This is a genomic window from Ruegeria sp. SATB045 (assembly GCF_059613525.1).
Map to the genome: position 1 here is coordinate 332,188 of NZ_JBXWSR010000019.1, position 13,891 is coordinate 346,078.

A 13,891-nucleotide genomic window follows, 5' to 3' on the forward strand; every position below is an offset into this window, starting at 1 on the left:
CCTGTTCGTCCCTAAGATCAGGGGCTGTCATAGCTTCATCTGCTGGACCTGAGCGCTCAAGCCCCCGTCCAAGACCCAAAGCTGTCCGCTGGCGTAACGCGCCTCGTCCGAGGCCAGCCAATTCACGAGGTTTGCGATATCATCAGGTGTGCCGTAGGTCCGCATCGGGTGGACGTCGCGAACCGCCTGCTGCAACTGGTCGATCGACTTGCCACCTCCGCCTGAACCGTCACCCGAGAAAAAACTCTGCAACATCGGAGTGTCGACATAGCCCGGGCAAATCGCGTTCACGCGAATGCCTTCAGGGCCGTGATCACAGGCCATGGCCCTAGTCAACGCATGAACCGCTCCTTTGGTCGCACAATAAGCAGCCAGACCGGGGTCGGCGATAAAGCCGTCATAGCTGCCGAAGTTGATGATAGACGCCGTGGTTCCCTGTGCTGCCTTACGCATCAGTGGCAGCGCGTGTTTCGATGTCAAAAATGTCCCGGTGACATTAACCGCAAACGACAGGTTCCATTCTTCCAGTGTCGTTTCCTCGATCGTCTTTTCAATCTCAATCCCTGCCGCGTTGACCAGAATGTCCAACTGTCCAGATTCTGCCCCGACCTTGTGCATCGCCGCGACCGCGTCAGCCTCTTGCGTGACGTCGAGTTTTACGAAGATGCTGCCATCTTCATTATGTTCCGCCAGCGACCCCTCGGGTGAAAGATCCGCAGCGTAAACGTGGGCCCCTTCGCGCAGGAAACGCGAAACGATGGCGCGTCCGATTCCCCCGCGTCCACCGGTAACCAAAGCGGTTTTGCCTTTCAGCATCATTCACTGTTCTCCTTTCGGGGCGGGTACCGATATCTTGCGGCGGCCGCAGTCCAATCCATATGATTACGGACGTATTCCTGCGTCGCGTCGCGCCGAGGCGTATAGTCCCACGCTTCGCCGGCACCGGCCTCCATTGCGGCGTGTAGGGCACGTCGCGATTTCTGGGTCGCGATCACATCCTTACGCAACGCCTCGCTGTCCCAGCGATGGGCGACCTCGGCCGCAAAAGCCCTGGCTAGTTTGATGTAGGCAGGGTCATTCGAGACGTTCGTCCGTTCACCAGGATCCTGTTCCAAATCATACAACTGCGGCGGATCGGGGTCACAATGAATGTACTTGAGCACCCCCCGACGGATCATGAATACAGGATAGGGCGTCATCTCGGCGCAGTATTCGCCGATGGCCTCATCCACCGTGTCGACCTGCCCCTGCGCCAGAGGCATCAACGATCGGCCATCAATCGGTTCGCCCAGAATGGCATCTGTTCCACCGGCAATATCAATGAAGGTCGGCAACAGATCCACCAGCGAGCACGCTCTCGCGGCCGCCCCGCAAGCGATCTCTGGCCCAGCCATGATCAGCGGCACCCGTGCCGAGTGTTCAAAGAAGTTCATCTTGTACCAAAGCCCGCGCTCGCCCAGCATGTCACCGTGGTCTGCGGTCACGATGACGATTGTGTTGCCGCGTTCTCCGATATCTTCCAGCGCCTTGATGATGGCACCGACTTTACTGTCGAAATAGCTGACATTTGCCAGATACGCGCGGCGTGCACGACGAACTTCCTCATCACTCAACGGCACATAGCTTGCTTCGATCCCGTCCATCACGCGGCGTGAGTACGGATCCTGCTCCTCTGGTGTCAGCGTGTAATCCGGCATCGGAACGTCCCGGTCCGAGTACAAGTTCCACCATTCGGGTTTTGCCACATAGGGATCGTGCGGGTGGATGAAACTTGCGACCATGCAAAACGGCGCGGCATTCCCCGCGGCCCGATCCCTGCCCCGATCAATCAGCCATCGACGAGCTGCAAATTCGACCTCGTCATCATAGTCTGTCTGGAAGGTTGCGATGGCCACGCCGCTTTCTTTGACGGTTTGCATGTTGTGGTACCATTTGTCGATCCGTTCATCCGGAGCCTCCCAATCCGGGGTCCAGGCGAAATCAGCCGGATAGATATCGGTCGTCACCCGATCCTCGAACCCGTGTTTCTGGTCGGGGCCGACAAAGTGCATTTTACCGGACAGGCAAGTCCGATATCCCAGCGCCTTTAGGTAATGCGCAAAGGTGGGGACCGAAGCTTTGAACTCGCTGGCATTGTCATAGGCTGCAATCCGGCTGATCAGTTGTCCCGACATAAATGCGAACCGCGACGGCGCGCACAGCGGAGAATTGCAATACGCCGCATCGAACCGCATCCCCCGAGCCGCCAACGCATCAATATGAGGTGTCTTCACCGTCGGATGGCCATAAGCGCCGCAAAAATGCGGTGCTAGCTGATCGGCCATGATGACGACGATATTGGGCCGCCTCACGGCGCAACCTTTTCATAGGCGTCCAGCACAAGACCATGAAAATGGTGAACCGCATGCTCGGACTTGCCCGATCCGCTAGGGTCGTGAACGATCCGCCCCTGCGAGAAAGCCGGGGTATTCATGCCGCGCTGCACACTTTCAACAATATCTATGTCTTCGCGCTGCAGTACTTCGTCAAGATAGCGGATCGCTTCAAGCTCCATATCGTCAGGCTCAGGAGTTTCCAAAAAGAAGTCATAGGTTTCCAGCGTGCGATCAGGGCCTACCGGGATAACGTTCAAGACAATCATCGACGATCTTCCTGGATAGCGCATCAGGCAGGTCGTGGGCCACAACCACCAGACCGCATGCGTACGAACGGTCGCGTTGGACACGTCATAGGCCGAGTTTGCGCCCTTGCCCGCCTCTGCCATATGGCTGGAATAGATCCCGTAGGTCGTGACCTTGTAGGTGTCCATGTCGACCAGGTCACAGAAATCTTTGTGTGCAGTCGGACAATGATAACACTCAAGAAAGTTGTCGACGACATTCTTCCAGTTCGACTTGATGTCATAGGTCAGTCGATGACCAAAAGTCAGATTATCGATATCGGGCGCCCAATGGCGGATTTCAGTCTGCAGATCGCCAGAGACCTCGGATAACGGGCGCGCCCCGGGGTCGAGGTTCACAAAGATAAAACCGGCGAACTCTTCCACTCCAACTTGGTCCAGGCAGATATCCGCAGTATCGAAACCTGTCAGGCTTTCGGTCTCGGGCGCCCGAACAAGCTGACCGTCCAGTTTATAGACCCATGCATGATATGGGCACATGATGCGCGTCGTTTCGCCTTCGCCGGTTAACAAGTGATGCGCCCGGTGTTTGCAGACGTTATAAAACGCACGCAATACCCCCTGACGATCCCGAACCACCGCAATCGGTCGGCCTGCAATCTCAGTCGTCAAATAAGATCCCGGTCGACGCAGCTTTTCGACATGACACACCCATTGCCATGTCTTCGCAAGAATCGCTGCCACATCTGCCTGGTACCAACGAGGATCCACATAGGCGTCAGCTTTGAGCGAGCTTGAGTTGAACGGATCGGGGCTAAAGCCTTCACAAATCGTATCAAATTGCGCTTTTGAGGGTAGCTCGCTCATCGTTCTCTCCGCGAAATCGGACCGTAAATTGGCCCGCCAATTGGGTCATCAGGCTCATGATCCGTGGAAAAAACACTTTTTCCTTAACTTTTTTTGCCATATTTTTTATTTTTTTAGCCATCTCGGTCCTTGGGATTTCTGTGCATTGGCCAAGCACGAAATTCAAATGGCACCCTGCCTTCGACCCTATCCACGCTGGGTGGCAAGCCAAACCTGTCTTTGTATGACCTGCTGAAATGCACCTGGCTGGCAAAGCCTGATGCAATGGCAATCTCGGCCAAGGGAAGGCGCGTCTGCGTCACAAGGCCCCGCGCCCGATCAAGACGGATATCCCGGTAATACAAGGCTGGTGTCTTTCCGACATGAACCGCGAACAAGCGATCGAGTTGCCGATGCGAGACACCGACGACTTTGCATATTTCGGGCACAGGCAATGGGTCTTCCAAATTGGCCTCCATAGCCTGAATTGCTAGACGCAGTTTCGCTGGAACCGTTGCCCCCAGCGGCTCGGCGCCGTCAGGTTGCTGCCTGTTGGCCGGGCCGCGTAGTGTGTCGTGGAACACGTACCGGGCCGCCGCATTGGCAAGCGCGCTTCCATGCAGACCCTGTAACACTTGCAACCCCAGATCGACCGAAGCCCCGCCACCACAGCATGTGATCCGGTTGCCGTCCAAAACAAACAAGTTCTCGACAACTTCCACGTCGGGGAAAAGCTCTTGGAACGCGTCGATATGTTCGTAATGCACTGTCGCCTTACGCCCCCGTAGCAACCCTGCCTGGGCAAGAATGAATGCTCCAGTATCCAGCGCGATCATACTCGCGCCTCGTCGCGCCCAATTCCTAAGCGCCTTTTCGGTGCGATCCGTCGCATGCTTTTCCGGGGCCCAGCTGGCCGATACGACAACGATGTCCACTTCGGACGCAGCGACCTCGCTCAAGGCGCGTGTCCAGATTGAGGCCCCGTTGCTGGACGTGCAGGATCCTCCGGCTTCGGACGCAAATTCCCATTTGAAATGACCCGCGCCGTCGAGGTAATTCGCAGCCCTCAGCGGATCGATAAAACCCATTGTTGTCGCGATGTTGAAACTGGGCGCGACGACGACCAAAACCCGCGTTTCTTGCAGCATGGTATCAGCCATTCAGGAGCTCCCGCCTCATATTCCCTAAATTCGAACATGATGGGTTTTGTGACCGCAGTGCAAGACCGCTGCGCCTCGCCCGCCGCAGAGATGGATCGCGGCAGTCTTACGGCCCCATTTCGACGTCAGCCGGCTATCTTTCCTTGAATGCGCGATCCAATGTCGTCTGGACCGGCTTAAGAAGATAGGCCAGCAACGTCTGTTCTCCGGTTTTCATTTCGGCAACCACGGTCATCCCGGCCTGCAGTGGTCGAGCGAAAGACCCAGTTCCGACCGACGCCTGCGCCAACGCCAAAGATGCGCGGAAATAGGTTTCGCCCGTTTTTTCATCCGTCAATGGCAAGGGGTAAATCGAGTTCAATTGCCCCTCGACTTTGCCAAAACGGCGCACGTCGAATGTGTCCACGCTGATCGACACCGGATCGTCGGCGTTGACATGCCCGACCTCGGCATTCGGAATACGTGCCTCGACTATCAGCGCCTGTCTGGTTGGTAGGATCTCAAAGATGGTTTCTCCGGGCGCGATCACTTCTCCTGGGTTGGGAAATGCGACCGATTGAATAACTCCACGCGCTGGCGCAACGATGCGGAGCCCGGCGAGTTTACCCGCTACGATCTGTTGGGACACACGCAGACGATCTCGTTCCTTCTCTAATTCGGAAATCCGGGTGAGAACGTCATCACGCAAAGACAGTGTCTCTTCTTGCAATGTCGAACTTGCCAAGATGAGCGCGCTTTGCGCCTCGGCAAGACGCACCGAAGCTGCAGATGCGGCTGAGCGTACCGCGTCGACTTCGTCCTCCTCTTCGAGATAATCGCTAAGCGACTTGAGACCTTGAGCCTGAAGCTGAGCATACTTCGCCAGAAGCTCCTCTTTCTTGACCACACGCCTATTGGCAAGGTCCGCCGCCTGCCGCAAAATATCCAGCGTTTCCTTTTGCTGCTCCAATGATGTTTGTTGGATTCTCTGACGTTCAAAGAACAGTTGCAATCTGGATGACGCCGTCACAAGCCCCTGAGCTTCGAGCGCTTTGATCTCGGACACGCTTGGAGGAACAGCCCTGTTGAGCATCGCAAGTACGGTCATCGCATTTGCCAGATCTCGCTGGATTGCCTCGATCTGTTCTGCGGCCAGATCCCCTTCCTGCGTCAGATCCGGATGCTCCAACTCTACCAGTACATCGCCTGCCTCAACTCTTTGACCGTTTCGGACGTGGACCTCCTTTACGATTCCACCATGTAGAGTTTCGATCTGCGGGTAGTCCCCAATTGGCATGATCGTACCCGGGGCGCGCGTGATCTGTGGCGTCATTGTTCGCCCGGCTACCGTCACGAGGCCACAGATCATCAAAAAAAAGACCAAAGTCAAAAAAGCCGCAAAACGAGGAGGTTTCTTGCGCCTTCTTTCCACCGCCCTGGCCATCGGTCCCGGCTTGGTATTGGTGTATTCCTTACGTGTCATGATCGACCCTCAGCAGTTTTCAGAGCAGCTTGGATTTTCTTTAACCCTGCATCCCCTGTTGCATTTACAACGACCCTATCGCCGTTCAGAAAAACGAAACGGTCTGCAATGTTGAGGAACGAGCGGTCCGCGCTGGAAATGAGTATCGTTTTTCGCCCTCTTTGCTCCCAAACCCATCTTTTGAACCCGTCACGGCGCATGTCCGAAAGACCGTTTGTAGGCTCGGAGAACAGATAGACAGTAGACGGGCGCGCGATACTGCGCGCTAAGGTCAGCGCTTTGACGGTTTCATCTGACAATTGCGCCAGTGTCACGTCCGTCAGGCGCGTTTCCAGCCCCTTTGCCAACAACCCATTGTCATTCAACAAGTCCATATGATCCAGGGCGGCAACGATTTCGGCATCCGAAAGCGACGAACATGCAAGACGGAAATTCTGCGCGACCGTACCGTAAAACAGAGACTTCTCATAAGGGGCGTAGGTGACTGACTTACGCAGCTCATCCCGCGCTATCTGACGAATGTCGATGCCATCATGTTCGATCGTACCGGCCAATGGCGTGTGCAGCCCGTCGATCAGATCCAAAACCGCAGTCCGGCTGGTAGCATCACTACTCATGAGCAAAACAATTTCACCCGGTTCGCAATTCAAACTGGCCTGCGACAAAATCGGGCCATTCAGCGGGTCCGGCCGATACGTAACCGAGGACAGTGAAATCGCTCCACGAAGTGTTTTTCGATGCGATTGGGCCAAACGCAGTTCCAATTCTTCCTGCAATCCCAAGACCCGGTCCGCCTGCGCTCGGCTGGAAACTGAATTTAACATCTGAGGGAAGCTGGCATACAAAGTCTGCACCGGAGTCAGCACCTTGGAAACCAGGGCTATGGCCGCAATCAAAGCGCCAAAACTCAGATCGGCAGTTACCGCCCCGTGGGCGCTCAGGATGATTGAGCCGACGACCGTCAAAGCGGTCAAAGTTTGCGCAAGTGACTGGGTAAACGCCTGAAATTGGCGCGCGCGACGGGCTGCGGCTTCGGCGAGTTCGATCATTGGCGTCGAACGTCGCATCCATCTTTCCTGCAAGCCCAGGTTTGCAATTACTTTTTGATGCACGATCGCATTATGAACCAACGACTGGCCGACTTCTGCGGCCTCGGCAGCGGCGCGGTCCAAGTTGCGCTGACGCGGAATGGTAAGACAACCGACCAAAATGAACACGACAACCATGCCGAGACACAACAATCCGGCTTCGGGTGCGAGAGAGAACAGAAGGGTCAGAAAAATCAACACAAATGGCAAATCCAGAACGGTTGCCATCACCTGACCTGTGAAAACTTCTCTCAAAGATTCGAATTGGCGAAATCGAGCCAATTGCTGCGTCACATCTGACTTTTGCAGCTGGCTCAGCGGAAGGGACATCAGTTTTTGAAACAGGGCGATCATCAACTGATGCTCACCGTGCCATCCGACGTAAGCAAGCGCGCGAGATCGCGCACGACGGAAGGCGAAATCCGATATTCCGATTATGGCGACACCGACTGCCAATGAAACCAACATATCAATGGATCCCGACGGAATGACACGATCATAGATCGCCATGATCAACAATGGAGTCAGCAGGCCCAAAACGTTTGTAAGCAGCGACGTAACCAACAACCAAGGCAGCATCGCGCGCATACCCGCGAAAGCCGAACGTACAGATGTAAATTTCTTCTCCGATATCCCTGGTGTCGCGGTTTGCAACTTGATTACGGTGCAAAGGCCTGAACCTGGAAGATAGTGACGCAGGTCGGGGTTTTGACTGTCACTGACCCTGATCGTCCGCGCGGAACGCCCAAGGGCAATGTAACACCCGCCGGACTTGGGAAAGACAAGCGCGGGACATTCTTGATCAGTTATCTCGCTTTCCCTGCACCTGACACTCGAGAAGGGAATATTCAGGTTGCCAAGCGCTTCTATTATGTCGTCGCGGTGCAGTTCGGACGACAAATGAGGGAACGCTTCGGCAATAGTGTCCTTTCCATTTTTCCACCCTTCCGCCAACAGAAGTCGTTGGAGAAGTCCCCTTGCGCTTTGCGTGCTTAGACTTGTCATGCCGCCCCCCGTTGTTTAAGCAGCGCGTCCTGGCGATCCAGCTCTGCATCATCCCTCCAAGACGTGATCTCGTCAGACAGCTTTGCCTTTAGATGAACGACCTGATCTGCCATTTGTCGTAAGCGCGGGTCCGGACTGGACAAAACAATAGTCGGCCGCGGCGCAAGGGTTCTTAAACAATCCGCCAAAGCCTGGCGTTCTGGTGTGTCCAGAGCCGCAGACGGCTCATTCATGAGCAAAATTTTGGGTTGCAACGCCAATGCCCGTGTCAAAGAAACCAAGTGACGGTTGACTGGATCTTTCTCGAAACTTGTTCGCGCAGTCATGACGGTGTTGTACCCTGCGGGGAGCCGGTGAATGCGTTTTTCCAATCCCAACGCAGCAGCAAACTTTTTCGCCTTCTCAACGACTTGCGCGTCCCCAAATGCGCTCAGGTTTTCAAGTAAAGTGCCTGAAAACATTGCAGGGTCCGCCTCAAGCACGATCGTCGCGCCCTGCCCTTTTTGATTGACACGTTTGGCCCCGGAAAAACCATCGATCAAGACCTCTCCGTTCGAGGGAAGCCGTTGACCAGAGATCGCATCAAAAACGTAGTCAACCATCCAACTCTGTTCGGCTTCCAACAAAACGCAACCAGAGGGTGGTACTAAAAAACTTACCGGAGCCATGAATGCGCCTGTACTATCCGTGCGCTCGACAGCCATCTCGCGCACCGAAATTTGCCCCAGTATTTCAGGTACTTGGCCAGAAGGTATTTCGTTGACCTCCAACTCCTCCATGTCATTCAACCGCCCTCGTGCAACCGAGACATTTTCGGATTGAACCCACAATGTCATCAACTTGGTCAAAGGCTGGATGATACGACCATTCAACAACATACAGGCTGCAAGCTCGGCAATGCCTATATGGTTCTGGATGACGAGGCAGGCCCCCCAAAGCCCCATTGCCGCGACCATCATTTGTGAAAAAATCGCTCCGAAACTCTGTGCAATCCCCGCAAATTGGATTAATTTGTTACTAATATTTACGGTTTGCTCTTCGAGCATTTCAAACCGGCGCGCCATCTGCGGTTCCATCCGGTTAGCTTTTACAGTCTGCACGTTGGACAGAGTTTCTAACAAAAAGGCGTATCTTCGGGCGTCCAGAGATTTGCGCCGTTCGAACAACACCCACTGAGCGCGCTTCATCACAAAGGCAAAACCAAGCACGATGCAAAACGCGCCGAGAGGAACAAGAAACAGCCAGCCTCCGATCAACCCGATCAACACCGCGAACAACACAGTAAAGGGTAAATCAATAGAAAGCGTCTGGCTTTGCCCTGATTGATAATCCCTCAACTGATCAATGGCGGCAAACCGTTCAAAATAAGTGCTGTCAGGATTTTGCGAAAATGACCGGGTGTTCGCATTTAGAACCTGTTTCAAAAAACGCCGACGGTTGCCTATCGCCGCGCCTTCGGCGGTGCTGGTCAGCATAATTGTTCTGCACTGGCGCAAAACAAGTTCTGCCGCGGCGCTGATGATCAATACGACGGTTAGTACCCGCAACGTATCGGTGGATTGAAACGGAATAATCCGATCGAAGATCATCAGAATGGACAAGGGCATCAGAAGCGCCAAAACATTCAACGAAAACGATGCAGCCCAGATTGGCAATCCAAATCCAGATCGGGACAAATTTCCAGCAAGCGGTTGCGGTTCCATGATGCACTATCACCCTTTCCTGTCCCAGAAGGTTGCGCGACCGCCGCTTTAGGAATGGTAAAGAACCCAGATGCCGTCGTGAATAATTTCCTTTAAATTGCAGATATTTATGAAGCATTTCTGTAGCACCCTTCATGATATCTATCGGTCGGACCGACAGATGAATCGAGGTAGCGCAATGAACAAATCCCCCCACGAAATTTCAAGTTTCGCGCAATCCCAGCTGTCAGAGACGGAAGAAAAAGAGGAATTCGCGGCGCAGTTTTCCCATGGGACACCTCAGGTTTCGAATGATCCCACCCGAGCCGCACTGCACACGGGTGAAGACCGGGCAGGTTCCCTTGAGACGCGGCTCAGACCAGATGGCGCACCGGGCGACCAGCCTGGGCGGGTTCATTCCGAGCAAAAGCAGGCGTCTTACAAAAGCAATGCCGCACCCGAAACAGAACAAACCATGGATCAAACTTTGGCGACCGGGCCAACGGCCGATACGAAACCAAAGGCCGAAGCGCAACTTGGGCCTGATACCGGGGATCACACCGCGCGGTTCGAAATTCAAAGCAATACGCACGAAACACAACAAACGGTCCAGTATGATTCAGGACCAACTCCCTTCGTGCCTGCCCCCTTAGATCCAGGCACTCCGATTGATAACTTCGTCACTTCCACTGAGGATGAAAATAACGCCCCCGAAGAAATCCTGTTGGATGCCCTAGAAGTCAGTGAGAACGCCGCCGGAAATGTGGTGGGAACACTGACGGTCGTAGATCCTGATACATCAGACAAACATTCAATTCATGTGTCCGACGACCGGTTCGAGGTTGTGGGCGGACAGCTACAACTGAAACCCGAAGTGACCTTGGATCACGAAGAGGCAGCCCAGATCGAGGTCGACGTCACCGTTACGGATTTAGGCGGCCTGACACTCACAGAACGATTCACCGTCGAAGTATTGGATGTCAACGAAGCGCCCGACACTATCAAGTTAGACGGCGTTGCTGTCGCGGAAAACGCGGCAGGCGCAATTATTGGAGCTCTTACGGTTACCGACCCCGATGCGGATGATAACTACAACATCAGTGTTTCCGATGACAGATTCGAAGTGGTCGACGGATATATGCAGTTGAAGCCCGGCGTTTCATTGGACTACGAAGACGCCGCCCAGGTCGAAGTCAACGTGACGGCGACGGACACCGGCGGGCTAAGCCTGACCGAGAGTTTCACAATCGACGTTCAAGACATTAACGAAGCACCCCAAGATGTGACCCTGGACAACCACTCGGTCGCAGAAAACGCCGCTGGGGCTGTGATTGGAAATCTATCGACGCTGGATCCCGACATCAAAGACGACCATGCTTATCACGTCTCGGACGACCGGTTTGAGGTGGTTGATGGTGAGCTTCGGCTAAAACCAGACGTACAATTCGACCACGAGGAGACTGACCAGATCGAGCTGCAAATCACAACTACAGATTCTGGTGGCCTGAGTACTACGAAAGACTTCGTCATCTCCTTTGAGAACGTGAATGAAGGTCCTGAAAACCTGACCCTCAGCATCAACACAGACAATCTGGTTTCCAACGGCAGCTTTGAAGAATTCGACCTCGATCAAGGAAGGTGGCGTGGATTTAACAATGACCCGTCGGGGTCTTGGACGGATTCACACGGCATCGAAATCTGGGACCAGTTCGGCGGCACCAAAGCCTCGGATGGCGACCAATTGATGGAATTGGACCACGGTCACGGCGTAGACAGTATTTCGCAAGTGATCCAAACAGTGGACGGCCAGCTTTATGATCTGGGGCTGGACCTTCGCGAGCGGCTTGCCGGCGGCACCGATACGGTCGAAGTCTATTGGAACGGAAACCTCGTTGCCGAGTTGGATCCCCAGTCATCGGATTGGGAGACGTTTCAACTACAGGTCGTCGGGACAGGGCAGGATACGTTGGAGCTCCGCGAACCCGAGAGTCAGAATGACAGCTACGGGGCCTTGATCGACAACATCACCCTGACGGCGGCCATGCAAACGGTTGCCGAAAATGTCACCGGCGCCATTGTCGGGAAAATCAGTTTTGACGACCCCGATCAGGGGGACACTCACCGGTTCGAAGTATCGGATGACCGGTTTGAAGTCGTCGACAACCTTCTGCGCCTAAAACCGGGTGTTTCGTTGGATTTCGAGGAAGCCGCCTCTGTCAGTGTCAATGTGACAGTGATTGACGAAGGAGGGCTGAGCCAAACCGTCAACTATCAAGTGAACGTCGCCGATATGCCCGACGTCTCGATATCCAGCGGTTTCAGCGTTAAATTTTTTGGAACCACCTCCCAAGACGGTCTGGGGGACGTCGACTGGAACGCTACTCCTTTCCGTACAGAAGTTGTTTCGACCACCGACTTTGGACAGGTCCCTCACCAGGACAGCAGGTCAAACGATGCATTCGGCATCGAAGTTTCTGGCAATATTGACGTTGAAGAAGGCGGACTCTTTACATTCCATCTGGATGACCACAATTCAGCGACACTGGTGGTCGACGGCGTGACTGTCATTCCGAATGGCTCTGCGCAAACAGGCGAAATCGACCTTGCGCCCGGCACGCATGTAATTGAAGTGCGAAATGCCGGCACACCCGGTGCAGCAGGGCCAACCCTGGAATGGGAAGGCCCCGGTCTTGTTGGGCGACAGCCAGTCACGGCGCCGGACCTAGTGGATGCACAGACTGTATCGGGAATGCCTATTACCTTTGAAATCAGCGCCGGCACCGTCGGCTTTACGGAAGAGTCCCACTTCGCGCTGAGTGATTTGCCAGAGGGCACACAGATCGAAACAGAGTCCGGATCAGTAATTGCAGGCCCTGACGGCACCGTCGAACTGAGCGGCTGGAATGTGCAAGCTCTTACGATCACGCCTCCTGCAGAGTTTACGGGACCAGTGCAGGCAACATTGCACCACTCCACCCCAACAGGTGGCGACACCAGCTATGATGGCGTGGAAACGCTTGCTTTCGACGTTAATGCAGCACAACAAACCCTTCCATCGGCCCAAGTATTCGGCGGTTTCACTGCGCGCTTTTTTGACGTCGACCATAAACTGAAAAACTTGGACGACGTGGACTGGTCCGCAGACCCCAGCCATCAAGAGCTGATATCAGAAATAAATTTCGAAACCACCAAAGGCTCATTCTGGCCAGATGGGTCAAAAGACACTTTTGGCGCCCAGTTTGAAGGACAAATTTCGATCGAAGAAGGCGGGTCCTACACCTTTTTTGCCGGAGGGGACGACGGTGTCGCTGTATATATCAATGGCGTCGAGGTAGTTGACAACGACGGTCGCCATGGGTTTCGGACCCGTTCTGGTGAGATCGAACTCGAGACCGGAACGTATGACATCGAAGTCCGGTATTTCGAGAACCGTGGCCGAGCTGGTCTGAAACTGGAATGGGAAGGTCCCGACACCAACGGACGGGAATTCGTTCAAGCCGATGCCGGGACGACCATAGAGAAAGATGGCAGTTTCGAACTTGGGATAGACCTTAGCCACGCGAGTCCGACAGCATCCGTTTCGCTGGAAGGTTTGCCGCCAAACACCATGATACTTAGTGGCGAAGACGCAGCCCTGTCAGATGGTGGCTCGGTGGAGCTTCAGGGGTGGAACGTAGACATGCTTGAGATTTCGCCTCCGCCAGGGTTTGAGGGCACGATAAAAGCCGAGATCACTGTCTCAGACAAAGGTTTCAATGGCGCAAATATTTCCTCTGAAACTCAGATTGATCTTGTTGTCGGGCACGCTGACGATACAGAAGGCGCGACGATGCAGCAGGGGCAAGATCTGTCTAACCTGCTGCAAAGCGAAACCGACGAGGTATTGGCGTGGGATGCACACTCTTCTCCTGCAGACGATGGCGCCGAAACCGATGTCATGGCAGAGACCGTCCAGACCTCACCCGAAGCTGAGATCACCAGCATTCAAAGCGATGCCTACGAGCGTGTGGACTGGTGATATCCGAGTA

General features: G+C 54.5%; 8 protein-coding genes. 1 reads left to right on the forward strand and 7 read right to left on the reverse strand.

Annotation, left to right across the window (positions count from 1 at the left end):
• Nucleotides 1-27: 27 nt before the first annotated feature.
• The 7 genes from AC2FNR_RS07110 to AC2FNR_RS07140 all read right to left on the reverse strand — a co-directional run bounded on the left by AC2FNR_RS07110 (nucleotide 28) and on the right by AC2FNR_RS07140 (nucleotide 9,884).
• Nucleotides 28-819 (reverse strand): SDR family NAD(P)-dependent oxidoreductase, encoded by a 792-nt coding sequence (locus tag AC2FNR_RS07110; RefSeq protein ID WP_353393328.1) that lies wholly within the window; start codon nucleotides 817-819, stop codon nucleotides 28-30.
• Nucleotides 816-2,351, reverse strand: a complete 1,536-nt coding sequence (gene betC, locus AC2FNR_RS07115) for a choline-sulfatase (protein WP_496848520.1) — start codon at nucleotides 2,349-2,351, stop codon at nucleotides 816-818. The genes AC2FNR_RS07110 and betC overlap by 4 nt, the downstream gene beginning before the upstream one ends.
• A complete protein-coding gene (locus AC2FNR_RS07120; RefSeq protein ID WP_170724210.1) occupies nucleotides 2,348-3,487 on the reverse strand; it encodes an aromatic ring-hydroxylating oxygenase subunit alpha in 1,140 nt (379 codons plus the stop codon). Before AC2FNR_RS07120 ends, betC begins: the two co-directional genes overlap by 4 nt.
• A 113-nt stretch (nucleotides 3,488-3,600) precedes the next feature.
• Nucleotides 3,601-4,626, reverse strand: coding sequence for a GlxA family transcriptional regulator (locus AC2FNR_RS07125; protein ID WP_480867195.1), 1,026 nt, complete (start codon nucleotides 4,624-4,626; stop codon nucleotides 3,601-3,603).
• 133 nt (nucleotides 4,627-4,759) lie between these two features.
• Nucleotides 4,760-6,088 (reverse strand): HlyD family type I secretion periplasmic adaptor subunit, encoded by a 1,329-nt coding sequence (locus AC2FNR_RS07130; protein ID WP_496848521.1) that lies wholly within the window; start codon nucleotides 6,086-6,088, stop codon nucleotides 4,760-4,762.
• On the reverse strand, nucleotides 6,085-7,755 hold the full coding sequence (locus tag AC2FNR_RS07135; RefSeq protein ID WP_496848522.1) for an ABC transporter transmembrane domain-containing protein: 1,671 nt from the start codon (nucleotides 7,753-7,755) through the stop codon (nucleotides 6,085-6,087). Before AC2FNR_RS07135 ends, AC2FNR_RS07130 begins: the two co-directional genes overlap by 4 nt.
• 422 nt (nucleotides 7,756-8,177) lie before the next feature.
• Complete coding sequence (locus AC2FNR_RS07140) at nucleotides 8,178-9,884, reverse strand: ABC transporter transmembrane domain-containing protein (protein ID WP_496848523.1); 1,707 nt, start codon at nucleotides 9,882-9,884, stop codon at nucleotides 8,178-8,180.
• Nucleotides 9,885-10,062: 178 nt separating this feature from the next.
• Between AC2FNR_RS07140 and AC2FNR_RS07145 the strand changes: the two genes are divergently transcribed.
• Nucleotides 10,063-13,881 (forward strand): PA14 domain-containing protein, encoded by a 3,819-nt coding sequence (locus AC2FNR_RS07145; RefSeq protein WP_496848524.1) that lies wholly within the window; start codon nucleotides 10,063-10,065, stop codon nucleotides 13,879-13,881.
• Nucleotides 13,882-13,891: the final 10 nt, after the last annotated feature.